The 23608-nt window shown below is 70.3% G+C and carries 24 protein-coding genes; 13 read left to right on the top strand and 11 right to left on the bottom strand.

The window, feature by feature from the left end:
* The first annotated feature begins 32 nt into the window (after positions 1-32).
* From JJ685_RS19225 to JJ685_RS19235, 3 genes are all read left to right on the top strand, one after another.
* The gene (locus JJ685_RS19225) at positions 33-710 is read left to right on the top strand and encodes a 50S ribosomal protein L25/general stress protein Ctc (RefSeq protein WP_201675949.1); all 678 of its coding nucleotides are present in this window, start codon (positions 33-35) and stop codon (positions 708-710) included.
* Positions 711-840: 130 nt separating this feature from the next.
* A complete protein-coding gene (pth, locus tag JJ685_RS19230) occupies positions 841-1449 on the top strand; it encodes an aminoacyl-tRNA hydrolase (protein ID WP_201675950.1) in 609 nt (202 codons plus the stop codon).
* Positions 1450-1478: 29 nt separating this feature from the next.
* Entirely contained in the window at positions 1479-1862 is a 384-nt protein-coding gene (locus tag JJ685_RS19235; RefSeq protein ID WP_201675951.1) for a hypothetical protein, read from the top strand.
* Here JJ685_RS19235 and JJ685_RS19240 read toward each other — a convergent pair.
* Positions 1859-2179 (bottom strand): YfhL family 4Fe-4S dicluster ferredoxin, encoded by a 321-nt coding sequence (locus tag JJ685_RS19240; RefSeq protein WP_201675952.1) that lies wholly within the window; start codon positions 2177-2179, stop codon positions 1859-1861. The genes JJ685_RS19235 and JJ685_RS19240 overlap by 4 nt on opposite strands.
* Positions 2180-2232: 53 nt before the next feature.
* On the opposite strand from JJ685_RS19240, the gene JJ685_RS19245 reads away from it, so the two are divergent.
* The 7 genes from JJ685_RS19245 to JJ685_RS19275 all read left to right on the top strand — a co-directional run bounded on the left by JJ685_RS19245 (position 2233) and on the right by JJ685_RS19275 (position 10513).
* A complete protein-coding gene (locus JJ685_RS19245) occupies positions 2233-3183 on the top strand; it encodes an ABC transporter permease (protein WP_201675953.1) in 951 nt (316 codons plus the stop codon).
* A 100-nt stretch (positions 3184-3283) separates the two neighbouring features.
* Positions 3284-4162, top strand: a complete 879-nt coding sequence (locus JJ685_RS19250) for an ABC transporter permease (RefSeq protein ID WP_201675954.1) — start codon at positions 3284-3286, stop codon at positions 4160-4162.
* 85 nt (positions 4163-4247) lie between these two features.
* Entirely contained in the window at positions 4248-5285 is a 1038-nt protein-coding gene (locus JJ685_RS19255; protein WP_201675955.1) for an ABC transporter ATP-binding protein, read from the top strand.
* The gene (locus JJ685_RS19260) at positions 5282-6121 is read left to right on the top strand and encodes an ATP-binding cassette domain-containing protein (protein ID WP_201675956.1); all 840 of its coding nucleotides are present in this window, start codon (positions 5282-5284) and stop codon (positions 6119-6121) included. The genes JJ685_RS19255 and JJ685_RS19260 overlap by 4 nt, the downstream gene beginning before the upstream one ends.
* Positions 6122-6164: 43 nt before the next feature.
* Positions 6165-7658, top strand: coding sequence for an ABC transporter substrate-binding protein (locus tag JJ685_RS19265; protein WP_201675957.1), 1494 nt, complete (start codon positions 6165-6167; stop codon positions 7656-7658).
* A gap of 94 nt (positions 7659-7752) precedes the next feature.
* Positions 7753-9180 carry an amidase gene (locus tag JJ685_RS19270; RefSeq protein ID WP_201675958.1) on the top strand — a complete coding sequence of 476 codons (1428 nt, stop codon included), beginning with the start codon at positions 7753-7755 and terminating at the stop codon, positions 9178-9180.
* Entirely contained in the window at positions 9170-10513 is a 1344-nt protein-coding gene (locus tag JJ685_RS19275; RefSeq protein ID WP_201675959.1) for a tetratricopeptide repeat protein, read from the top strand. The genes JJ685_RS19270 and JJ685_RS19275 overlap by 11 nt, the downstream gene beginning before the upstream one ends.
* On the opposite strand, the gene JJ685_RS19280 is transcribed toward JJ685_RS19275, so the two are convergent.
* The 5 genes from JJ685_RS19280 to JJ685_RS19300 all read right to left on the bottom strand — a co-directional run bounded on the left by JJ685_RS19280 (position 10462) and on the right by JJ685_RS19300 (position 15453).
* Positions 10462-11142, bottom strand: coding sequence for a histidine phosphatase family protein (locus JJ685_RS19280; RefSeq protein WP_201675960.1), 681 nt, complete (start codon positions 11140-11142; stop codon positions 10462-10464). The genes JJ685_RS19275 and JJ685_RS19280 overlap by 52 nt on opposite strands.
* A gap of 197 nt (positions 11143-11339) precedes the next feature.
* On the bottom strand, positions 11340-11840 hold the full coding sequence (gene coaD, locus JJ685_RS19285; RefSeq protein WP_201675961.1) for a pantetheine-phosphate adenylyltransferase: 501 nt from the start codon (positions 11838-11840) through the stop codon (positions 11340-11342).
* 46 nt (positions 11841-11886) lie between these two features.
* Positions 11887-12477 carry a 16S rRNA (guanine(966)-N(2))-methyltransferase RsmD gene (rsmD, locus tag JJ685_RS19290; protein WP_201675962.1) on the bottom strand — a complete coding sequence of 197 codons (591 nt, stop codon included), beginning with the start codon at positions 12475-12477 and terminating at the stop codon, positions 11887-11889.
* Between the two features lie 195 nt (positions 12478-12672).
* Positions 12673-14025 carry a M16 family metallopeptidase gene (locus JJ685_RS19295; protein WP_201675963.1) on the bottom strand — a complete coding sequence of 451 codons (1353 nt, stop codon included), beginning with the start codon at positions 14023-14025 and terminating at the stop codon, positions 12673-12675.
* Positions 14026-14034: 9 nt separating this feature from the next.
* On the bottom strand, positions 14035-15453 hold the full coding sequence (locus tag JJ685_RS19300) for a M16 family metallopeptidase (protein ID WP_201675964.1): 1419 nt from the start codon (positions 15451-15453) through the stop codon (positions 14035-14037).
* Positions 15454-15482: 29 nt separating this feature from the next.
* Between JJ685_RS19300 and ftsY the strand changes: the two genes are divergently transcribed.
* Positions 15483-16652: a signal recognition particle-docking protein FtsY gene (gene ftsY, locus JJ685_RS19305; protein ID WP_201675965.1), complete on the top strand. Its 1170-nt coding sequence runs from the start codon at positions 15483-15485 to the stop codon at positions 16650-16652.
* 7 nt (positions 16653-16659) lie between these two features.
* Here the strand turns inward: ftsY and cutA are convergent, their stop codons facing one another.
* On the bottom strand, positions 16660-17022 hold the full coding sequence (gene cutA, locus JJ685_RS19310) for a divalent-cation tolerance protein CutA (RefSeq protein WP_201675966.1): 363 nt from the start codon (positions 17020-17022) through the stop codon (positions 16660-16662).
* Positions 17023-17279: 257 nt separating this feature from the next.
* On the opposite strand from cutA, the gene rpoH reads away from it, so the two are divergent.
* Both rpoH and JJ685_RS19320 read left to right on the top strand, forming a co-directional pair.
* On the top strand, positions 17280-18215 hold the full coding sequence (rpoH, locus tag JJ685_RS19315) for an RNA polymerase sigma factor RpoH (protein WP_201675967.1): 936 nt from the start codon (positions 17280-17282) through the stop codon (positions 18213-18215).
* A gap of 132 nt (positions 18216-18347) precedes the next feature.
* On the top strand, positions 18348-20090 hold the full coding sequence (locus tag JJ685_RS19320; protein ID WP_201675968.1) for a sensor domain-containing diguanylate cyclase: 1743 nt from the start codon (positions 18348-18350) through the stop codon (positions 20088-20090).
* Here JJ685_RS19320 and JJ685_RS19325 read toward each other — a convergent pair.
* Genes JJ685_RS19325 through JJ685_RS19340 form a run of 4 tightly spaced genes read right to left on the bottom strand, consistent with a single transcriptional unit; the run spans position 20087 to position 23606 of the window.
* Positions 20087-20995, bottom strand: a complete 909-nt coding sequence (locus tag JJ685_RS19325; RefSeq protein ID WP_236599125.1) for a DNA alkylation repair protein — start codon at positions 20993-20995, stop codon at positions 20087-20089. The genes JJ685_RS19320 and JJ685_RS19325 overlap by 4 nt on opposite strands.
* Positions 20996-21583 carry an SCO family protein gene (locus JJ685_RS19330; protein WP_201675969.1) on the bottom strand — a complete coding sequence of 196 codons (588 nt, stop codon included), beginning with the start codon at positions 21581-21583 and terminating at the stop codon, positions 20996-20998.
* A 2-nt stretch (positions 21584-21585) separates the two neighbouring features.
* Positions 21586-22461 (bottom strand): heme o synthase, encoded by an 876-nt coding sequence (cyoE, locus tag JJ685_RS19335; RefSeq protein ID WP_201675970.1) that lies wholly within the window; start codon positions 22459-22461, stop codon positions 21586-21588.
* Positions 22458-23606, bottom strand: a complete 1149-nt coding sequence (locus tag JJ685_RS19340; RefSeq protein WP_201675971.1) for a COX15/CtaA family protein — start codon at positions 23604-23606, stop codon at positions 22458-22460. Before JJ685_RS19340 ends, cyoE begins: the two co-directional genes overlap by 4 nt.
* Positions 23607-23608 lie beyond the last annotated feature (2 nt).

Here is a 23608-nt window from a genome sequence, read left to right on the forward strand (position 1 = left end):
TGGTCGCGGTGGCTCCTGAACTGGAGATTGCAATGAAATTCGTCGCTTTCGAGCGCGCCAAGCAGGGTACGGGTGCGAGCCGCCGCCTGCGCAACGTCGGCAAGACGCCCGGCATCGTCTACGGTGGCGAGGGCCAGCCCCAGCTGATCGAACTGGACCACAACGCCCTGTGGCACGCCCTGAAGAAGGAAGCGTTCCACTCGTCCATCCTGGACATGGAGCTGAACGGCAAGTCCGGCAAGGTGCTGCTGCGTGACGTGCAGTACCACCCGTTCCGCCAGCAGGTCCAGCACATCGACTTCCAGCGCGTGGACGCCAACACCCGCCTGCACATGAAGGTGCCGGTGCACTACAAGGGCGCCGAGGAATCCGAAGCGGTCAAGCTGGACCACTGCCTGGTCAACCCGGTCGTGAACGAACTGGACATCTCCTGCCTGCCGGCCGACCTGCCGGAGTTCATCGAGATCGACCTGGCCGGCCTGAAGAAGGGCACGGTGCTGCACCTGAACGACGTCCAGCTGCCGAAGGGCGTGAAGGCCGTGACGCACGGCAAGCCGAACCCGGTGCTCGTGTCGGTGGTGACGCCGGCCTCCGAGGAGTCCGCCGAAGCCGCCGCCGCTGCCGAGGGCGCCGCCCCGGCCGCCGAGGCCGCCAAGGCCGCCCCGGCCAAGGGCGGCAAGGACGCCAAGAAGGCCCCGGCGAAGAAGTAATCTTCCGCCCTGGGTCCCCGCCTGCGCGGGGACGACGAAATCAGCCCGCGCAAGCGGGCTTTTTTCTTGCCCGGCTGGCGACAATATTGCCTTCGGCGCCCGCGCGCCTCCGATTACCTTCGCTCCATCCATGATCAAGCTGTTTGTCGGCCTGGGCAATCCCGGCCCCGAGTACGAGGCGACGCGCCACAACGCCGGCTTCTGGTGGCTGGACGAACTGGCCCGCGAGCTGAAGGTCAACCTGGTGACCGAACGCGGCTACCAGGCCCTGGTGGCGCGCGCCACCATCCACGGGCACACGGTCTGGCTGCTGGAACCCCAGACCTTCATGAACCTGTCGGGCCGCTCGGTCGCGGCGCTGGCGCGCTTCTACAAGATCCAGCCGGAAGAGATCCTGGTCGCCCACGACGAACTCGACGTCGTCCCCGGCCAGGCCAAGCTGAAGTTCGGCGGCAGCCACGCCGGCCACAACGGCCTGCGCGACATCCATGCGCAGCTGGGCACCGGGGACTACTGGCGGCTGCGCCTCGGCATCGGCCACCCGGGCGTCAAGTCCGAAGTGATCAACTGGGTGCTGAAGAAGCCGGCGCCGGAGCAGCGCACCGCCATCGAGGAATGCGTCACCCGCACGATCAAGGCCTTCCCCGCGCTGCTGGCCGGCGAGATGGAGAAGGCCACGCTGATCGTGCACACGCACAAGGCGCCGCGCCCGAAACCGCCGCGGCCCGAAGGGACCTGATCGCACCACTACCCCCGAGAGGAGACACCGTGCCCGACAAGACCCTGATCCTCGCCGCCGCCCTGGCCCTGGCCAGCCCCTGGTCCGGGGCCCAGACGGTCTGGCGCTGCGGCAACAGCTACAGCCAGGAGCCCTGCGCGGGCGGCACGGCGGTCCCCCTGTCGGAACCGGTGACGGGCCGGCCGGCGCCCACCCCGGTGTCCAACGCGGACGCCCGGCTCGCGGCGGAGATGGAGAAGGCGCGGCTCACCCAGGAGCGCAACGCGCCGAAGGCGATCGTGATCGGCGCGCCGGTCGAGGCGCCCCCGCTCGCTGCGCGCAAGGAGGGCACCAAGCCCAAGTCAGGCAAGCTGGAGCAGTTCACGGCGGTCTCGCCGGCGCCGCCCAAGGAAAAGAAGAAAAAGAAGGACTAGCCTTCTTCCTTCTCGCTCCCCTCCTGGGGGAGGACCGGGGAGGGGGCGCTTGCAGCCGCTGCACCCTTCGCCTCCGCCACCAGCCTGCGGTACTTCGCCCACAGCGTCTCCCGGCTCTCCACCCTCTTCGGGTCCACCGGAATGCACGCCACCGGGCACACCTGCACGCACTGGGGCTCGTCGAAGTGCCCCACGCACTCCGTGCAGCGTTCGGGAGCGATCTGGTAGATCTCGGGACCGAGCGAAATGGCTTCGTTCGGGCACTCCGGCTCGCACACATCGCAGTTGATGCACTCGTCGGTAATCATCAATGCCATGACGCGCGGACTCCAGGGGCTGGCTTACTACTTCTGGCATTATCGCCGGCTGCATGAGCCTGTTCCTGGTCAAGCGGCTGATCACCCTCATCGCGACGCTGGTAGGCACCTCGGTCGTCGTGTTCCTCATCCTCGAAGTCCTACCGGGGAACGCGGCGCAGGTGCTGATGGGGCCCGACGCCTCGCCCGAAGCGGTCGTCGCACTGGCCCGCAAGCTGGGCCTGGACCGGCCCGCCCCGGTGCGCTACTGGGAATGGGCCACCGGCATGCTGCACGGCGACCTGGGGCTGAGCTATGCCTACAGCACGCCGGTCGGCGAACTGGTGCTCGAACGGCTGGCGCTGACCGTGCCGCTCGCGTTGCTGGCCATGGCGTTCACGACAGTCCTGGCGCTCGCCGCCGGCATCTACGCCGCCTCGCGCCACAACAAGCTGGGCGACGTGGGCATCATGGGGCTCACGCAGATCGGCATCGCCATCCCCAACTTCTGGTTCGCGATCCTGCTGATCCTGCTGTTCTCGGTGCACCTGGGCTGGTTCTCCGCCGGCGGCTTCCCCGGCTGGGAGGAAGGCCTGCTGCCGGGCCTGCGCGCGCTGATGCTGCCGGCGCTGTCGCTGGCGGTGGTGCAGGCGGCGATCCTCGCGCGCATCACGCGCTCCTCGGTGCTGGAGGTGCTGCGCGAGGACTTCGTGCGCACCGCCCGCGCCAAGGGCGTGTCGCAGCGCGGCGCGCTGTGGGGCCACGTGCTGCGCAACGCGCTGATCCCGGTCATCACCGTCATGGGCCTGCAGTTCGCGGAGCTGCTGGCCGGCACCATCGTGGTGGAGAGCGTGTTCTACCTGCCCGGGCTGGGCCGGCTGATCTTCCAGTCGATCGCCAACCGCGACCTGATCGTCGTGCGCAACTGCGTGATGCTGCTGGCGGCGATGGTGGTGATCGTGAACTTCGTGGTGGACGTGCTGTACGCCGTGATCGACCCGCGCGTGAAGGCGAGCGACATATGACTGCGCCCCGAAGCGGCCTGCGGCCGCCTTCGCCTCGAGGGGGCGCCACCAGCGGCCCGGCAAAGCCGGTTCCGCGGTGGCACTGGAGCGGGAGCCCCCCATGAGCGCCGTACTGGAAACCGCACCGTTCGTGCCGCCGGCCGGCCCCGGCTTCTGGCACCGCGCCCTGCGCCACCCCAGCTTCGTGATCGGGCTGGTGCTGAGCCTGCTGGTGGTGCTGGCGGCGGGACTGTCCTTCGCCTGGACGCCGCACGACCCGTACGAGATCGACATGGCGCTGAAGCTCAGGGCGCCCGACGCGCGCTACTGGCTGGGCACCGATCCCTTCGGCCGCGACATCGCCTCCCTGCTGCTGGTCGGCGCGCGCGCTTCCATCGTGGTCGGGATCGTCGCCGTCGGCATCGGGCTGGTGATCGGCACGGCGCTGGGCCTGCTCGCCTCGGCGAAGCGCGGCTGGGTCGAGGAGGCGATCATGCGCCTGTCGGACTTCGGCTTCGCCTTCCCCGCCATCCTCTCGGCCATCATGCTCACGGCGGTGTTCGGCCCGGGCATGGTCAACGCGATCGTCGCGATCGGCATCTACAACATCCCGACCTTCGCGCGCATCACGCGGGCCTCGGCCAACGCGGTGTGGGCGCGCGAGTTCGTGCTGGCCGCGCGCGCCAGCGGCAAGGGCCCCTTCACGATCACGATGGAGCACGTGCTGCCCAACATCCTGTCGGTGCTGATCGTGCAGGCGACCATCCGCTTCGCCATCGCGATCCTCGCCGAGGCCGCGCTGTCCTACCTGGGGCTGGGCACGCAGCCGCCGCAGCCCTCCTGGGGCCGCATGCTGAGCGAGGCACAGAGCCTCCTGTTCCAGGCGCCGCGGCTGGGCGTGTTCCCCGGCCTCGCAATCGCCATGGCGGTGCTGGGCCTCAATCTCCTGGGCGACGGCTTGCGCGATCTGTTCGACCCGCGCCTGGCCCGCAAAAGGTAATGAGCCCCCACGCTCCGCACTTCGTGTCGTCGCTGCCCACCGAAGGGGCGCAAGCCTCCCTCGGGGCGGCCCGGCGGGAGGCTTGATGGCACTGCTCGAAGTCAGGGACCTCTCGGTCGAACTGCAAACGCACCGCGGGCCCGCGTACGCCGTGCGCGACGTGAGCTTCTCCCTGGAGCCGGGCGAGACGCTGGGCCTGGTCGGCGAGTCGGGCTGCGGCAAGTCGATCACCGCGCTGGCGCTCCTGGGCCTGCTGCCGGAGAACGCCCGCGTGACGGGCAGCATCGTGTTCGAGGGCCGGGACCTGGTGGGCCTGCCCGAGCGCGCGCTGCGCGCGCTGCGCGGCGACCGCATCGGCATGGTCTTCCAGGAGCCGATGACGGCGCTGAACCCGGTCCACACCGTGGGCGACCAGGTGGCCGAGCCGCTGCGGCTGCACCGCCGGCTCGCCGCGGCCACCGCCCGCAAGGAGGCGATCGCCCTGCTGGACCGCGTCGGCATCCCGGACGCCGCGCGCCGCATCGACGCCTACCCGCACCAGTTCTCCGGCGGCCAGCGCCAGCGCATCACCATCGCGATGGCGCTCGCCTGCGGGCCCGACCTGCTGATCGCGGACGAGCCCACCACGGCGCTGGACGTCACCATCCAGCGGCAGATCCTGGACCTGATCCGCGAACTGGTGGCCGAACGGCGCATGGCCTTGATCCTGATCTCGCACGACCTCGGGGTGATCGCGCAGAACGTGCGCCGCATGCTGGTGATGTACGGCGGCAGCGTGGTGGAGAACGGGCCCACGGACTCGGTGTTCGCCAACCGCATGCATCCGTACACGCTGGGCCTGTTCGCGGCGCGGCCGGGCCTGCGCGGCATGAAGGGCCAGCGGCTGGTGACGATCCCGGGGACGGTACCGGAGCTGGTGGACCTGCCGAAGGGCTGTCCGTTCGCGGGAAGGTGCCGGTGGACGGTCGGCGAGTGCAATGCGGCCTTGCCCGGGGTGCGGGAGGTGGCCGAAGGGCATGGGGCGCGCTGCATCCGGCTGGAGTTGGTGGCGAAGGAGCGGGACCTGGCCGCGCCCGCCCTCACCCCTGCCCTCTCGCAGAGGGGGAGGGAGCAACAGCCATGACGGCGCCGCTGCTGGAGGTCGAGGACCTCGTCAAGGACTACGCATTGCCGCGCGAGAAGCTGTTCGAGGCACCAGGCAAGGTGCACGCCCTGCGCGGGGTGAGCTTCACGATCCAGGCCGGGCGCAGCCTCGGCGTGGTGGGGGAGTCGGGGTCGGGCAAGTCCACCCTGGCGCGGCTGGTCATGGCGCTGGACCGACCGACGTCGGGCCGCGTGCGGCTGCTGGGAAAGGACCTGCACGCGCTGCCGCGCGAGGAACTGCGGCGGGCGCGGCGCGACTTCCAGATGGTGTTCCAGGATCCCTACGGCTCGCTCGACCCCCGCCGCACCGTGGAACGCATCGTCACCGAGCCGCTCGCGGCCCAGGGCGGCACGCCGCGCGAGGAGCAGCACCGTCGCGCCAGCGAGGTGCTGCAGGCCGTGGGGCTGCGCCCCAGCGACCTGCGCAAGTACCCGCACGAGTTCTCCGGCGGCCAGCGCCAGCGCATCGCCATCGCCCGCGCGCTCGTCACCCGGCCGCGGCTGATCGTGGCCGACGAGCCGGTCAGCGCGCTGGACGTCTCGGTGCAGGCGCAGGTCCTGAACCTGATGCAGGACCTGCAGGCGGAGTTCGGCATCACCTACATGCTGATCAGCCACGACCTCGCGGTGGTCCAGCACCTCTGCGACGACGTCGCCGTGCTGTGGCAGGGCCGCATCGTGGAACAGGGTCCGCCCGAACGCCTGTTCGCGCGGCCGCAGCACGACTACACGCGCACCCTCGTGGAGGCGGTGCCCGAGCCCGAGCCGCCACCCCGGCCCAGCCCCCTTGCCACCCCGTTCCAAAGTCGGGGATGATCCCCACGTTCCAACCTCAGCTCTCGCTCCTGGAGTTCGAAGAATGTTGAATCGCCGCAGCGTCCTCGCGCACAGCGCCTCGCTCGCCGCCCTCGCCACCCTGCCCCCCGCGGCGCTGGCCCAGGGCCGCAAGGACTCGATCGTGATGGCCATGGCCCTCGAGCCCAGCCCCGGCCTCGATCCCACCGGCGGCGCCGCCTCGGCCATCGGCGAGGTCACGCTGTACAACATCTTCGAGACGCTCACCAAGATCCACCCGGATGGCTCGGTCACCCCGCTGCTGGCGGAAGGCTGGGAGGTCTCGCCCGACCTCACCACCTACACCTTCAGGCTGCGCAAGGGCGTGAAGTTCCAGAACGGCGAGCCCTTCGACGCCCAGGCCGTGAAGTTCTCGTTCGACCGCGCCGGCGGCGAGAAGAGCACCAACAAGGACAAGCGCACCTTCGCCAACCTCACCACCCGCGCGGTGGACGAGCACACGGTGGTGATCCTCACCAAGGAAGTGGATCCCGACTTCCCCTTCCTGCTCGGGCAGGCCACCGCCGTGATCGTGGAGCCGAAGAGCGCCGACACCAACATGACGAAGCCGGTGGGCACCGGCCCCTTCGTGCTGGAGAACTGGGTCAAGGGCTCCTCGATCACGCTGAAGAAGTGGGACGGCTACCGCAACGCCGGGGCCATCAAGCTGCAGCGCGCCACCTTCCGCTTCATCTCCGACCCCGCCGCGCAGGTGGCGGCGCTGCTCGCGGGCGACGTCGATGCCTTTCCGCGCGTCACGCCGCGCAGCGTGGAGCAGTTCAAGGGCAACGGCCGCTTCCAGGTCGTCGTGTCCGGCTCGCGCGCCAAGACCATCCTGGCGATCAACAACAAGAAGAAGCCGTTCGACGACATCCGCGTGCGCCGCGCGGTGGCGATGGCCATCGACCGCAAGGCGGTGATCCAGGGCGCGGGCGACGGCTTCGGCGCCCCGATCGGCAGCCACTATCCGCCCAGCGCGCCGGGCTACGTCGACATGACCGGCGTGAACCCCTACAACCCCGAGAAGGCGAAGGCGCTGCTGAAGGAAGCGGGCGTCAACGGTCCGCTGGAAGTCACCATCACGCTGCCGCCGCCCCCTTATGCGCGCCAGGGCGGCGAGGTGATCGCCTCGCAGCTTTCCAAGATCGGCATCCAGGCCAAGCTGCAGAACGTCGAGTGGGCGCAGTGGCTGTCCAACGTGTACGGCAACAAGAACTACGACATGACGATCATCTCGCACGTCGAGCCCTTCGACCTCGGCAACTTCGCCAAGCCGGACTACTACTGGAACTACCACTCCGACAAGTTCGACCAGCTGTACGGCAAGTACAAGACCACCGCCAGCGCCAAGGACCGCCTGAAGCTGCAGGCCGACCTGCAGAAGCTGATCGCGGAGGACTCGGTGCACGCATTCCTGTACCAGCCGCAGTGGGTCACGGTGGCCAACAAGAACGTGAAGGGCTTGTGGAAGGACATGCCGATCTTCGCCAACGACCTGTCCTCCCTCTCCTGGGGTTGAAGATGATGAACCAGCGTCGCCGGGCCGCCCCAGGACGCCAGCGCCCCCTCGAGGGGCAGCGACCCACGCGCGGTGGGAAAGCGGGGAGGCTCCCATGACGCGGGAGGCGCTGCACGAACTCTCCGCGCCGGCGCTCGTCGAGCTCTATCGGCGGCGCGAGGTCTCGCCGGTTGAAGTGGCGCGCAGCGTGCTCGGGCACGTCGAGCGCTGGGAACAGTACCTGCACGCGCTCTACCTGCTGCGCCCCGAGCAGGTGCTGGAGCAGGCGCGCGCGAGCGAGGCGCGCTGGCTGAAGGGCGAGCCCCTGGGCCTGCTCGATGGCGTGCCGGTGACGATCAAGGACAACATCGCCACCCGCGGCGACCCGACGCCGCTCGGCACCGCGGCCAGCGAACTGATCCCGGCGTCGGCCGACGCCCCGCCCGCCGCGCGCGTGCGCGAACAGGGCGCCGTGCTGCTGGCCAAGACCACGATGCCGGACTACGGCATGCTGTCCTCGGGCCTGTCTTCCTTCCACAAGCTCGCGCGCAACCCCTGGGACCTGACGAAGACCCCCGGCGGATCCAGCGCCGGGGCCGGCGCCGCAGCCGCGGCCGGCTACGGCCCGCTGCACCTCGGCACCGACATCGGCGGCTCGCTGCGGCTGCCGGCGGGCTGGTGCGGCATCTTCACCTTGAAGCCCAGCCTCGGCCGCGTGCCGATCGACCCGCCCTACATGGGCCGCGCGGCCGGGCCCATGACGCGCACGGTGCAGGACGCCGCGCTGCTGATGCGGGTGCTGGCCCATCCCGACGAGCGCGACAGCATGAGCCTGCCGGCGCAGGACATCGCCTGGTCGTCCTTCGATGCCGGCTCGGATCGCCTGCGCGGCCTGCGCGTCGGCCTGCTGCTGGAGGCCGGCTGCGGCCTCGCCGTGGACCCGGAGGTCCGGGCTGCGGTGCAGAAGGCTGCGCGGGCGTTCGAGCGCGCCGGCGCGGTGGTCGCGCCGATGAAGCCCTTCATGACGCAGGCCATGCTGGACGGCATGGACCACTTCTGGCGCATGCGCTCGCACGTCGACATGCGCAGCCTGCCGCCGGACGTGAAGGCGCGCGTGCTGCCCTACATCCAGCAGTGGGCCGACAGCGCCGCCGGCCTCACCGGCGAGGCCGTGTTCCGCGCCTTCCACCAGTTCCACCTGACCCGCGTCGCCGCGGTCAACGCCTGCCGGCCCTTCGACTACGTGCTCGCGCCGGTCTCGCCGCTGCCGGCCTTCGCGGCGGAACTGCCCTCGCCCACCAACGACCCGCTGCGGCCGCTGGAGCACATCGGATTCACGGTGCCCTTCAATATGTCGGAGCAGCCGGCCGCCTCGATCAACTGCGGCTACACGGCCGCGGGTCTGCCGATCGGGCTGCAGATCATCGGCAAGCGCTTCGACGACCTCGGCGTGCTGCAGGTCGCGCGCGCCTTCGAACTGGTGCGCGAGCCGCAGCGGCCGTGGCCGCAGCCGCCCTCCGAAGCCATCCACCATGTGGACTGACGTCCTCGGCAACGGGCTCACCCTGCGCGACGGGGCGAGCCTGGCCGGGGTCCAGGACTTCGTCGAGGGCTTCCTGGCCAGCGAGGCGCGCGTCGCCAACATCCTGCAGGCGCAGCGGGACGAGAGCCCGATCGTGCAGGCGTACTGCGCGGCGCTGCACATGTTCGCGGAGACGGGCGATGCGCCGGCCCACGCGCGGCCGTTCGTGGAACGCGCGCGGGCGGGCGCAGCGTCCGTGACGGCCCGCGAGCAGCGCTTCATCGAAGCCGTGGCCGCCTGGGTCGAGGGCGACCTGCCCCGGGCCATCCGCCTGCACGAGGAGCAGGCTCGCGAGCATCCGCGCGATCTCGCCTCGCTGAAGCTCGGCCAATACCACCTCTTCAACCGCGGCGACTCGCCCGGCATGCTACGCCTCGCGCTGCAGGCGCTGCCGGCCGCGGGCGAGGTGCCCTGGCTGCACGGCATGCTCGCCTTCGCCTGGGAGCAGTGCCACTTCCTCGAGCAGGCCGAGGCCGCCGCGCGGCGCGCGATCGCGCTGCGGCACAAGGAGCCGTGGGCGCACCACGCGCTCGCGCACGTGATGCTCACGCAGGGCCGCCTGGCCGAGGGCCACGCCTTCCTCCAGGACGTGAGCCCCACGTGGACGGGCCTCAACTCCTTCATGGTCACGCACAACTGGTGGCACCAGGCGCTGTTCGCGCTGGAACTGGATCGCCCGGAAGAAGTCCTCGCCCTGTTCGACCGCCGCGTGTGGACCGAGGTCAGGGAATACAGCCAGGACCAGATCAACGCGGTGTCGCTGCTGGCGCGCGCGGAGCTGGCCGGCATCGACGTCGGCCCGCGCTGGCAGGAGGTCGGCGACTACCTCGCGCGGCGCGGGCACGACCACGTGCTGCCCTTCCTTGACCTGCAGTACCTGTACGGCCTCGCCCGCGCCGGCCGCCAGGAGGCCGCGCAGGCCCTGATGGAATCGATCGGGCGCCACGCGCTCGCCTGCAGCGGCGACGAGGCCGTGGTGTGGCAGCGCGTGTGCGTGCCGGCGGCGCGCGGCCTGCTGGCCCACGCGCAGGGGGACTGGAAGACGACGGTGGAAGCGCTGGGGCACGCGCTGCCCCGCCTGGTGGAGATCGGCGGCAGCCACGCCCAGCGCGACCTGTTCGCGCAGGTCCACCTCGATGCCCTGGTGAAGGCGGGACACCTCGCCGGCGCGCAGAACCTGCTGCAGCCGCTGGTGCGCGCGCAACCCGAATCGAAGCGCCTGCAGCGCCAGGCGGCGCGGCTCTATGCCGCGCTGGAGCTGCCTTCGGTGGCCACCAGCTTGCGCTGGTCGTAGACCGGCTGCGGCGGCAGGTCCGCCAGGTGGCGCGTGTCGGCCCAGCTCAGGATCTCGAATACCCCTCCGGTCACGCGGATGCGGTTCACGCCCGCGTTGGGGATCTCGCTCTGGCGCGGCCCTTTCAGACCCAGCGAGCGCGCGGTGCGGTAGACCATGTCCAGCACGCCGCCGTGCGTGACCACCACCACCGTCTGCGCCGGGTGCGCGGCGACCACGCGCTGCACGGCCTCCATCACCCGCGTGTGGAACCGGCGGGTGGACTCGCCCTCGGGCATGGCGAAGTCTTCCTCGAAGCGCAGCCAGCCCTCCCAGGCCTGCGGGTGCTCGCGCTGGATGTCGTCCACGCGCATGCCGTCCACGCGGCCGAAGGCCTGCTCGCGCAGGCCGCTGTCGGCCACCGGCCGCAGGGCGAGCTCACCGGCGATGGGTTCGGCGGTCTGGCGGGCGCGCAGCAGGTCGCTCGCGTAGACCGCGTCGGCCTTCTCGCCGGCCAGGCGCGTGGCGAGGCGGCGGGCCTGTTCGAGTCCGATGGCGTTGAGCGCGACATCGACCTGTCCCTGGAACCGCAGCTCGCGGTTCATCTCGGTCTCGCCGTGCCGCACCAGCACCAGTTCGGTAGTTCGCATGGCGAAATTATCTCCTCCATTGCGAGATGCGGGGTGCGCACAAACCCACGCAGTGGGTCTATTTACGCCTTAAAACCTGACCGCCGAACGCAGAGGTCGCAAAGGTACGCAGAGGACGCAGAAGGACAGCCAGTGAAAAAGGATTTTTCTGCGTCCTCTGCGTATCCTCTGCGCCCTCTGCGTTCGGCCGTCTGGTTTTACTCCCGCCCCAAGCTGCGCACTTTCTCGACCAGCCGCTGCTGCACCGTCGGCGAGACGAACTGGTGCACCTCGCCGCCCAGGATCGCGATCTCGCGCACGAAGGTGCCGCTGATGAACTGGTACTTGTCGCTGGGGGTGAGGAACACCGTCTCCACTTCGGGCATCAGGTGGCGGTTCATTCCGGCGAGCTGGAACTCGTAGTCGAAGTCCGTCACCGCCCGCACGCCTCGCACCATCGCCTTGCCGCCGCGCGCCACGACGAAGTCGCGCACCAGGCCGCTGAAGCCTTCCACCGTGACCTGCGGGTAGTCCTTGAGGGCCTCGCGCGCCATGTCGATGCGCTCCTGCATCGTGAACAGCGACTTCTTGTGGTGCCCCGCCGCCACCGCCACGATCAGGCGGCCGAACAGCTGGCAGGCGCGGTGCACCACGTCCTCGTGGCCCAGCGTCATGGGATCGAAGGTGCCGGGGTAGACGGCGAGGACGTCGGTGGCCATGGGAATCTCCTGGAGGCCGGCCGCGCCGGCAAGCGGTGTGCGCGAATTATGCAGTGCGGCGCAGCAGGTGCCCGTGCACCGCGCCGGCCTTCAGGTGGCGCAGTGCTTCGAGGCCGTGCCGCGCCAGCGCCTCGCCCTGCCAGGGGCTCGGGGCCTCGAGGTAGACGAAGCCCTGCGGCGCCACGGCCGGCAGGGCCGCGGCCAGCGCCTTGTCGAACAGGTCGGCCTCGAAGGGCGGGTCCAGGAAGACCAGGTCCACGCTGCCGGCCGGCAGCCCGGCGAGCACCGTCAGGGCATTGCCTCGCTGCACGCGCACGTTGGCCGCTTCCAGGCGCTTGACCACGGCCCGCAAGGCATCGACCAGCCCGGCGTCCGCTTCGACCAGCAGGACGTCGGCCGCGCCGCGCGAAGCCGCTTCCAGGCCCAGGGCACCGGTCCCCGCGAAGGCGTCGACGCAGCGCCAGCCGGCCAGGTCCTGCCCGAGCCAGTTGAACAGGGTTTCGCGCACGCGGTCCGGCGTGGGCCGCAGCCCGGGGCGGTCCGGCACGTCCAGCCGGGTGCGCTTCCAATGGCCGCCGATGATGCGGACCTGGTTGGGAAGGCTGCGGCGGACGGGAGGGCTGGCGGGGCGGGGCATCGCGCGAGCTTACCTTTGCGGGCGCCCAAAAAAATGGGCACGGCCTTGCGGCCGTGCCCTACTTTCTCCCTGTGAAACTCGCTCGCGTGCTCGCAAGTGGATGCGTGACAGCGCAATCGAATTGTTGAGGGTCTCGCGATTTCGCGCTGGCGATCCCCTGTCAAAGTTGACAGGTGGGCGGCCACTCCGCCGCCATCACTGTCGGGCGGACGCCACGTCGGCGCCAACCACGACCGTCACCATGCGATCCGGCTGCAGTTTGCGGGCGAAAGCCGCCTTGATGTCCGCCGCCGTGACCTTCTCGACCTGCTTCGTCCAGGTGTCCAGGTAATCGAGCGGCAGGTCGTACCAGGCGATGTTGGCCAGGTTGTCCACCAGCTTGCGGTTGCTGTCGATGCGCAGCGCGAAGCCGCCGATCATGAAGTCCTTGGCGGCCTTCAGTTCGGCCTCGGTGGGGCCTTCGGCCACGAAGCGCCGCACCACGTCGCGCGACACCTGCACCGCCTGCGCCGCCTGGTCGGGGCGCGTCTGCAGGCCCACGGTGAAGGCGCCCGCGTGCATCCCCGGCGAGAAGTAGCTGTAGACGCTGTAGCTCAGTCCGCGCTTCTGCCGCACTTCCTCCGACAGGCGCGAGACGAAGCCGCCGCCACCCAGGACGTAGTTGCCCAGGAGCAGCGGGAAGTAGTCGGGGTCCGAGCGCTTGTAGCCCGGCTGGCCGATCAGGACGTGCGCCTGGGCCGAGGCGAAGGGGATGTTGCGTTCGGCCGCGGCGCTGAGCGCCGGCACTTCGGCCACCGGCGGCAGTGGCTCGCAGCGGCCATTCGGCAGCCGCGACAGCAGGGTGGTGGCGATCTGGTCCGCCTGCGCCCGGCTCACGGCGCCCACGATGCTCACCTTGGCGCGGCAGGGCAGGATCGCGCGGTAGAAGTCCTGCATGTCCTGCACCGCGATGCGCGAGACCGATTCCTCGGTCGTGTCGTTGCCGTAGGGATGCCCGCCGTAGACCGCCTGGCCGAAGGCCCGGGCCGCGACCGTGGCGGGTCGGGTGTTGGCTTCGCGGATGGAGGCGATCATGCGCTGGCGGTCGCGCTGCCAGACCGTGTCGGGGAAGGACGGCTCGCCCAGCTCGCGCGCGGCCAGCTTCACGGCCTTGTCCAGGAGGTCGGGATAGGTGAGCGAGCGCAGGTTGAAGCTCATGCGGTCCAGGCCCGCGCCGCCGCCGAAGGAGGCGCCCAGGTCGGCCCAGGCTTCGCCGAGCTGGTTCTCGTCCAGGGCCGGTTCGCCGTTGCGCGCCGCGATGCCCTTGGAAGTCATGTCGGCGGTGATGCCGGCCAGGCCCGCCTTGCCGGCCGGGTCGCGGCGCTCGCCGGCGTCGAAGTCGATCTCGACGTCCACCATCGGCAGGCCGGGGCTTTCGATCAGCAAGACCTGCGCGCCGCTGGCCTGCTGCCATTTCTGGATCGGCAGCGCCGCGGCGGCCGGGGCGACGAAGGCGCAGGCGAACAGGCCGGCCAGCGCGCCGCGCGCGAGGAAATTCAGGATGCGCATGGGGACCTCTCAGTGGCGCAGTTGGACGGCGGGGGTGCGGGGCTTGCGGTTCGGGTCGACCGGCAGCGGGCGCAGGATGCCCACGGTGAGCTGCTCGTCGCCGAAGTAGCGCGCCGCCACCGACTTGACCTGCTCCGGCGTGACTTCGCGCAGGCGGGCCATCAGGCGTTCGTCGGCATCGATCGGCAGGCCCATCACCCAGGCGCTGCCCAGTTCGCGGGCCTGGTTCATCACCGAGTCCAGCTTGTAGATCTCGCCCGCGATCCAGCGGGTCTTCACGCGCTGCAGTTCCGCCTCGCTCACGCCTTCGCGCGCCACGCGGGCTACCTGGGCGCGCAGGCCCGCTTCGACCTGCTCGGGCGTCTTGCCGGCGGCGGGCACGCCGGACAGCGTGAAGAGCTGCGGGCCGCGGCCCCAGAGCCCGTTGCCCGCGTCGACGCTGTCGGCCACGCGGTCCGGCCCCTGCGTCAGGGCGCGGTCCAGGCGCGCGCCCTCGTAGCCATCGAGCACGCCGGACAGCACGGTGAGCGCGAGCGCGTCGTCGTTCTCGGGAGTCTTCTCGAAGGAGCGCAGCTGCGGCACCTTGAAGGCGAGCGCCACGTACGACTGTTCCGCCGGCGCCTTGAATTCGACGCGGCGCATGCCGTTCTGCGCCGGCTCCTCGCGCGGCTTGCGCGGCGGCAAGGTCCGGGAGGGGATGCTGCCGTAGTACTTGTCGACCAGCGCGCGCACCTTCGCCGGGTCGACGTCGCCGGCGATGATCACGGCGGCATTGGCCGGCACGTACCAGCGGCGGAAGAACTCGCGGGCGTCCTGGGGCGTCATGGCGTCGAGGTCGCTCATCCAGCCGACGACCGGGCGCCGGTACGGGTTGGCCTGGTAGACGGTGGCGCTGAGCTGTTCGTAGAGCAGGCCGCGCGGATTGTCTTCGGTGCGGGTGCGGCGCTCCTCCTTCACCACTTCCAGCTCGCGCTTGAACTCGTCGTCGGGCCACTGGTTGTTGGCGAAGCGGTCGGCTTCCAGCCGCATCACGTCCTCCAGCCGGCTGGCGGGGATCTGCTGGAAATAGCCGGTCTGGTCCCGGGTGGTGAAGGCGTTCTCGCGGCCGCCGAGCGCGGCCACCCGGCGCGAGAACTCGCCCGGCTTGATGGTGGGCGTGCCCTTGAACATCATGTGCTCCAGCACGTGGGCGACGCCCGTCGTGCCGTCCACTTCGTCCATGGCGCCTACGCGCACGTACACCATGTGCACGGCGGTGGGGGCGCGGCGGTCGGGCTTGATGATGACCGTCATGCCGTTGGCGAGCTGGTATTGCAGGGGCTTTTCCTGGGCCGGCGCCGGACCCGCGATCTGGGCTTGGGCGGCAGGAAAGAGGGCCAGCGGCAGCGCGGCCGCCAGGGGGAGGAGGGAGCGCAGGAGTCGTTTCATAGAATCGTGTGATTCTAGAAACCTCCCCGATGTTCAGCTTCTTCCGGAAAAAGCCCCCCGCGACGCCCGCCCCCGTCGCCGCGCCCGCCCCCGTGCCGGCCGCCCCCCCGGTGGCCGCGCCTGCTCCGGCGCCCGTGGCCGCTGCGGCGCCCGTGGTGGCCGCTCCGGCGCCGTTCGTCGGCACCCCGGCTCCGGTCGTCCCGGCGCCCGCCCCCGCCGCCCCGGCCCGCAGCGGCGGCCTGATCGGCAGCGCGCTGGTCCAGGCGATCGAAATCCCCGTCCCGGCCGCCGTGCCGGCCGAGCGCCAGGGCTGGATGACCCGCCTGACCGAGGGCCTCAAGAAGACCGGCTCCAGCATCTCGCAGGTCTTCACCGGGGCCCAGATCGACGAGGCACTCTACGAGGAGCTGGAAACCGCCCTGCTGCTCGCCGACACCGGCGTGCCGGCCACCGAATACCTGCTCACCGAGGTGCGGCGCAAGGTCGCGGCCACCGGCGCGACGCGCCCCGTGCAGGCCAAGAACATCCTGGTCGACGCCCTCACCCAGCTACTCAGGCCGCTGGAGAAGGAGCTCACGATCGGCGAATTCCAGCCGACCGTGATCATGGTCGCGGGCGTCAACGGCGCCGGCAAGACGACCTCCATCGGCAAGCTGACCAAGCACCTGGCCGACGACGGCGAGACAGTGCTGCTGGCGGCGGCCGACACCTTCCGGGCGGCGGCGCGCGAGCAGCTCGCCATCTGGGCCGACCGCAACAAGGTGGAGATCGTCAGCCAGGAAGGCGGCGACCCGGCCGCCGTGAGCTTCGACGCCGTCTCGGCCGGCAAGGCGCGCGGCAAGGACGTCGTGATCGTCGACACCGCCGGCCGCCTGCCCACGCAGCTGCACCTGATGGAGGAGTTGAAGAAGATCCGCAGGGTGGTCACCAAGGCGGACGCGACGGCGCCGCACGAGGTGCTGCTGGTGATCGACGGCAACACCGGCCAGAACGCCCTGCAGCAGGTCAAGGCCTTCGACGGCGCGCTGCAGCTCACCGGCCTGGTCGTGACCAAGCTCGATGGCACGGCCAAGGGCGGTGTCCTGGCGGCGATCGCGCAGGAAAAGCCGGTGCCGGTCTATTTCATCGGCGTGGGCGAGAAGCTGGAGGACCTGGAGACCTTCAGCGCGCGGGAGTTCGCGCTGGCGCTGCTGTCCTGACCAGGGGTCACAGGCCCAGGGTGTCCCGGGGGTCCTCCGGCAGGCTCACCTCGCCGCGCGCCCAGTCGTAGTAAGCCTCGCTCGCCTGCATGCGCTGGGCGAGGAACTGCGGCAGCTCGTACGGGTGCTGTTCCCCGAACAGCGCCTGCAGCGCCCCGGCGCAGCCAGGCAGCGTCTTGATCGTGAGCCGCACTTCCGGGTCTTCCAGCTCCCGGCCCTCCCAGCGGTAAAATGAGGTGAGCCCTTCCTCCAGCTGTACGCAGGCGGCCAGCCGGCGCTGCAGGATGGTGCGGGCGAGCTTGTGCGCGTCGGCGGGCGAGCCGACGGTCGTCGTGACGACCAGAATGTCGCGGCCTTGACTGTTTTCCATGGGGTGCGGCCTCCAGGTTCCGCGCATTGTCCTTCCGGCGCCCCCTTGCAGTCCCCTTGGGCTGGCCCCATGTAGGTTCTTGAGCAAGCTGTTCCTGACGCTCGGCCTCCGCTGGTTGGCGGCGCCCCCAGGGCAGCACACGTTCTCCCTGGAAGCCCTTGCCGACCTCCGGTCGGCGCTCATGCCTACGGAACCAAGGCCTTAGCACTCTGTCTAACAGAGTGCTAATATTCAACGAGCAAAAAGGAGTTTCCGGAATGTCCTCAACCATTGGAGCCTCGGGTACCACGGCGTTGGCGCTGTCCAACCCCTGGGCCGTCGTTCCGTCGCTGGGCAACCTGGATGCGTACATCTCGGCGGTCAACCGCCTGCCGATGCTGACGGCGGAGGAAGAACTCGAATACGCGAAGAAGTTCCAGGAACACAACGACCTGGAAGCCGCCGGGAAGCTGGTGCTGTCGCACCTGCGCCTGGTGGTCTCGGTTTCGCGCAAGTACCTGGGCTACGGCCTGCCCCACGGCGACCTGATCCAGGAAGGCAACATCGGCCTCATGAAGGCGGTGAAGCGCTTCGACCCGAACCAGGGCGTGCGGCTGGTGAGCTACGCGCTGCACTGGATCAAGGCGGAGATCCACGAGTACATCCTGAAGAACTGGCGCATGGTGAAGGTGGCGACCACCAAGGCCCAGCGCAAGCTGTTCTTCAACCTGCGTTCCATGAAGCAGGGGTTCAAGGACGAGGCGGACGCGGAAACCCACCGCGACACGCTCACGGACGCGCAGATCGAAGTGATGGCGCGCGAGCTGAACGTCAAGCGCGAGGAAGTGATCGAGATGGAAACCCGCATGTCGGGCGGCGACGTGGTGCTCGACCCGGCGCCGGCGGACGACGGCGAGGAAGCCTTCGGCCCGATCGCCTACCTCGCCGATGCGACCCACGAGCCGACGGCGGAACTGGAAAACCGCCAGCGCGACGTGATGGCCACGGACGGCATCCGGGCAGCGCTGGAACAGCTCGACCCGCGCAGCCGCCGCATCGTGGAGGAGCGCTGGCTGAAGGTGAACGACGACGGCTCCGGCGGCATGACGCTGCACGAACTGGCAGCCGAATACGGCGTCTCGGCGGAGCGGATCCGCCAGATCGAGGTGGCGGCGATGAAGAAGATGAAGAAGGCGCTGGCCTCCTACGCCTGACGCCATCGTCCTGATTGAAAAAAGCCCGGCACCGCCGGGCTTTTTTGTTGTATCCACGCGTTTCGGACAGTTTTTCACGGAGGACTGGTGCGAGCTCATCCTTGTCCGGCCAAAATGCGCGAGATGAGGGGGATGGTTGGAACCTTGCGCGGATGGTGGGCCTTCTGGATCGGGGCCGCACTGTCGTGCGCCCTTCTCGGCGGTGCGGCGGCGCAGACCTTCCCGTCCAACGTGGTCCTCGGTGAGGACGTGTCCGTCCCCCTGAGCGAGCGCAGCGTCTACTGGATCGACCACAGCGGCGCCATGCAGGCGGACCAGGTCGAGGCAGCGGCCCAGGAGCTCCCCTGGCGCCTGCGGCGGCGCGAGAACCAGCGGTCCAACAACGCCATTGCCTTGTGGATCATGTTCGAGGCGACGGTGCCCGCCGGCCAGCCCTGGCTCGTGGAGGTGGGCTCTTCGGTCAACGACCACATCGAGTTCCTCTACCGCGATGCCGCAGGCAAGTGGGTCACGCAGCAGGCCGGCACCGGGCTGCCCGTGGCGCAGTGGCGGGTGCCAGGCCGGCTCCCCACCTTCGAGCTGGCCAGGGACCCGGGCCGTCGCGTGCGGTACTGGATGCGGGTGGACGACGCCCACGGCGACTTCTCGGCCCCGCTCACGCTGCTGCGCCAGGATGCGCTGCAAGTGCAGCGCGAGCGCGAGGAGTTCATGCTCGGCATCTACTTCGGGGTGCTGGCGCTGGTGGCCTTCGCCGCCCTGTCCAACGGTCTGGCCTTGCGCGACCGGGCTTCGACCGTGTTCGGCGTCAGCGTCCTGCTGCTGGGACTGGGCCAGCTGGCCCGCAGCGGCGTCGGCGGCCAGCACCTGTGGCCGGAATGGAGCGCCTGGAACGACGCCCTGCTGGAGCTCTGGCCCGGCGCCGGCGTGGCCGCCGGCCTGTGGCTGGTGAAGATACTGTCCGATCCGGCCCGGCTGTCGCGGTGGCTCGACCTCGGCGTGTGGACCCTGATCGCGGCGCTGCTCGGCGCGACCGCCGTGCACATGGTCGTCGACAGCTCGGGCAGCCTCACGCTGGTGCTGGCGCTGACGGGAGTGGCGCTGGTCGCCGTCCTGAGCATGGTGCTCTGGGGCTGGCTCGGCGGACGCGATCCCCACCTGCGCCTGGTGGCCGTAGCCTTCGTCCCCATCGTGCTGCTGGCGGCCTTCCCGCTCGGGCGCGATCTGGGAATCCTGCCGTCCAACCTGCTCACGCGCTTCGGCGTCTACATCGGCACCCTGGTGGCGCTGCCGCTCCTGTCCTATGCGGTGAGCCAGCGCCTGATGGCGCGGCGCGAGGCCGAACTGCGGGCCAGCAGCCTGCAGCGCGCGGACCCGCTGACGGGGCTGCCGCACCGCCAGGCCATGGTCGAACGCCTGGCCAGCAGCCTGACGCACGCCCGCAACCAGCGGCAGAACTGCGCGCTGCTGTGCATCCGCCTCTCCAACCTGGACGCCATCGGCGACCACTACGGCCGCGATGCGATGGAGAAGGCGCTGGTGATCACGGCATCGCACCTGCGCCGCCTGACCGGGGGCTACGACATGACGGCGCGGGTCGGTCCGCGCGAATTCGCGCTGCTGCTGGAAGCGCCCTCCACGCGCGACGCCGCGATCTCGCGCGCCCAGCAGCTCGTGGCGAGCGGCCTGCGCGACGTGCCGGCCCTGCCCGGCGCCACCCTGCGCTTCCACGTCACGGAGGCAGTGCTGCCGCTGCCGCACCTCGATGGCGCGGCGACCCTGCAATGGGCGGTGGACGCCCTCGACCAGATCACCCCCGACACGCGCAAGGCGATCCGCTCCCTCGACAGCGCTCCCGACGAAGGCGTCCTGCGCTAGGAAGCCTCGGCTTCCCCGCGCAGGCTGCGCTGCGCGCGCCTGACGATGTAGGCCGTCTCGGGGGCGAGCCGGCCGCGCGACCACTGCGCGCACACGTCGCGCACCCATGCGGGCTGCGACTTGGCGGCGTCGTTGAGCCAGTTGGCCACGGAGTTCTGCACGTAGCGGCTGGCGTCGGCGCGCAGCGGCTGCAGCAGCGCCAGGCCGCGCCAGGGCTCCGCCTTCAGCGCGTCGATCTGCGCGCACCAGACGCCGCGCGGGCGCGTCGCCTCGCTGGCGAAGCGGCGGATGTTGGCGTCCGGATGCGTGGCCCAGGGCTGCAGCAGGCGCAGCGCCGCGTCCACGTCGCCCGCGATCTCGTCGCGCACCGCCATCCAGGCCATCTCCCGCACCCCGAAGTGCGGATCGGCGGCAAAGCGGAACACCGAGCGCAGCTTGTCGGCGAGCGGAAGGCTGGAAAACGCGAGCCACTGCGCCGCCCAGGACCGCGCGACGTCGCTGGGGTGCGATGCCAGCGCCTGGGCGACCGCATCGCGGTCGGCCCGCGGCTCGGTCAGGTCGTAGAAGGCGCGCGCGACGTGCAGGTGGCGCTTCATCGGCGGGAAGGCCGCGAGCATGCCCAGGGTGTCCTGCAGCCGCTCCGCCCCGGGATCGAGGCCGACCTGGCGCGCCACGTTGCAGGCCAGCCGGCCCAGGTCAATGGCGAGGAACTCGTTGAGGTTGACGGTCGCGACCTGCCCCGCGTTGAGGGCTTCGAGCACCTCCGGCGGGATCAGCGCGATGCGGGCGGCGCCCTTGCGTCCCAGGAGGTGCTCCGGGCTCGCCGCCGGGCCGCTCCAAGGCGGGCCAGCCCCCTCGGGGGGCAGCGCAGTACACGAAGTGACAAGCGTGGGGGCGCTGATCATTCAGCCCTGCAGGATCAGCCGGAGGTCGTCGGCCAGGGCCTGCGGCCCGCTGCCGTAGCGCACGTAGAGGCGCAGCCGTCCCTTGGGATCGTAGACGTAGCTCGCCGCCGTGTGGTCCAGGGTGTAGCTGCCGTGCGTGCTGCCGGGAACCTTGCGGTAGAACACCTTGAAGTCCTTGGCGACCGCGGCGGTCTGTTCCGGGGTCCCGCGCAGCGCGATGAAGTCGGGGCCGAAGGCGGTGGCATAGGACTTCAGCACGTCCGGCTGGTCGCGCTCGGGATCGAGCGAGATCAACACCGGCTGCACCCTGGCGCCGTCGGCGCCCAGCAGCTTCTTCGCACCCGCGATCTCGGCCAGCGTGGTCGGGCAGGCGTCCGGGCATTGCGTGTAGCCGAAGAACACGACCACGGCCTTGCCCGCGAAGTCCTGCACGCTGCGCATCCTGCCGTCGGTGTCGGGCAGCTTGAAGTCCCGTCCGTAGTCGGCGCCGGTGATGTCGACCCCCTTGTAGGGCGGCTTGGTCTCGACGCCGCAGGCCGCCAGCAGGGTGGCAGTGCCGCCCAGGGTGATGAAATCGCGTCGCAGCATGGTCACAGCAGGTAATGATCCACCAGCAGTGCCGCGAACAGCACGCTCAGGTGGATCAGGGAAAACCGGAAGGTCTTTCGCGCCAGGGCGTCCGAATATTCGCGCCACAGCCGGAAACCGTACCACGTGAAGCCGATGCTGAGCACCAGCGCCGCCGCGAGGTAGACCCACGAGCTCATCCCGTAGGCGAAAGGCATCAGGCAGGCCGCGAACAGCACGATGGTGTAGAGCAGGATCTGCAGCCGCGTGAACTCGTTGCCGTGCGTGACCGGCAGCATCGGCAGGCCGGAGCGGCGGTAGTCCTCGACGCGGTACAGCGCCAGCGCCCAGAAGTGCGGCGGGGTCCACAGGAAGATGATCAGGAACAGGATCAGCGCCTCGGGCCCGACGTCGCCGCGCAGCGCGGCCCAGCCGAGCACCGGCGGCATCGCGCCGGACGCGCCGCCGATCACGATGTTCTGCGGCGTCAGCGGCTTGAGGATCACGGTGTAGATCACGGCGTAGCCGATGAAGGTCGCCAGCGTGAGCCACATGGTCAGCGGGTTGACCCACGCATACAGCAGCCAGGAACCGATCGTGCACAGCACGGCGGAGAAGACGAGCGTCTGCCGGTCGCTCAGCTCGCCCTTGGCGGTGGGGCGCCAGGCAGTGCGCCGCATCTTGGCGTCGATGCCTTTCTCGACCAGGCAGTTGAAGGCGGCGGCCGCGCCCGCGACCAACCAGATGCCGAAAGAGGCGATGGCGCCGACGCGCACCTCCTCCAGCGACGGCAGCCCCGGCACGGCCAGCACCATGCCGATGACGGCGCAGAAGACGATCAGCTGGATCACGCGCGGCTTCATCAGCGCGTAGAACTGGCGCGCGACGGCGGCGTTCATGCGGACACCTCCTGCCCCGCCGCGGCCAGCGGCACGGGCGCGGACGCGGCCCGGCTCTCGCGCAGCGCCCAGGTGAGCGTCACGACCAGCGCGGCGGCCCCGCCCGTGTGGGCGACGGCGGCGAGCAGCGGCCAGCCGAGCACCACGTTCGACAGGCCGGTGGCGAACTGCCACAGCGCCAGCAGGGCGACGGCCCGGGCGGCTTGGTGCAGCGGGCCGCCGCGCAGGCGCCAGGCCAGCACGCCAAGCACCACGAACACCGCGTAGGCCACGAGACGGTGGGTGTAGTGGATCGCGGTCAAGGCCGCGAAGTGGATGATCTCGCCCGTCCCCGTCCGACCCAGTTCGCGCCACGGCTCGAAGCCCTGGCGGAAGTCCATCGCCGGCCACCAGCTGCCCTGGCAGGCCGGGAATTCGCTGCAGGCCAGCACCGCGTAATTGGTGCTGACCCAGCCGCCCAGCGCGACCTGCAGCCACAGCAGCGCGTACGCGGCCAGCAGCCAGCGGCGCGCAGGCACCGGAATGCCGAACGCGCCCGTGCCGCGCTGCGCCTGCCGGTACGCCACCTCCTGCATCGTCAGCAGCGCCAGCAGCACCATGCCGCCAAGCAGGTGCAGGGTGACGATGGCCGGAAACAGCTTCATCGTGACCGTCCACGCGCCGAAGGCCCCTTGCAGGCAGACCCAGGCCAGCGTGAACGCGGGCCAGCGCGGCGACACCGGCAGGCCCTTCTTGCGCTGCAGCCAGGTCGCGATCGCCAGCGTCGTGATCAGCACGCCCACGCCGGTGGCGAGGTAGCGGTGGATCATCTCGACCCAGGCCTTGCCGTGCGTGACCGGCCCGGTGGGCATGCGCGCCTCCTCGGCGCGGATCTGCTCGATCGCGCCGGTGGGGCTGGCGTTGCCGTAGCAGCCTGGCCAGTCGGGGCAGCCGAGGCCGGAATCGGTCAGGCGCGTGAAGGCGCCGAACAGCACCAGGTCGAAGGTGAGGAACAGGGTCAGCAGCGTCAGCGCCGCGAGGCGCCGGCCCGGCGCCGCATTCTTGTTGCGAACCCACACCCAGGCGAGCGGCCCGAGCGCCACGGCGATGCCCAGCAGGGCCATCCGCAGGACGGGGCTGAAGTCGTACAGCGCTACGTCGGCCATCG

This window comes from Ramlibacter monticola, from assembly GCF_016722785.1.
Classification (GTDB): domain Bacteria; phylum Pseudomonadota; class Gammaproteobacteria; order Burkholderiales; family Burkholderiaceae_C; genus Ramlibacter; species Ramlibacter monticola.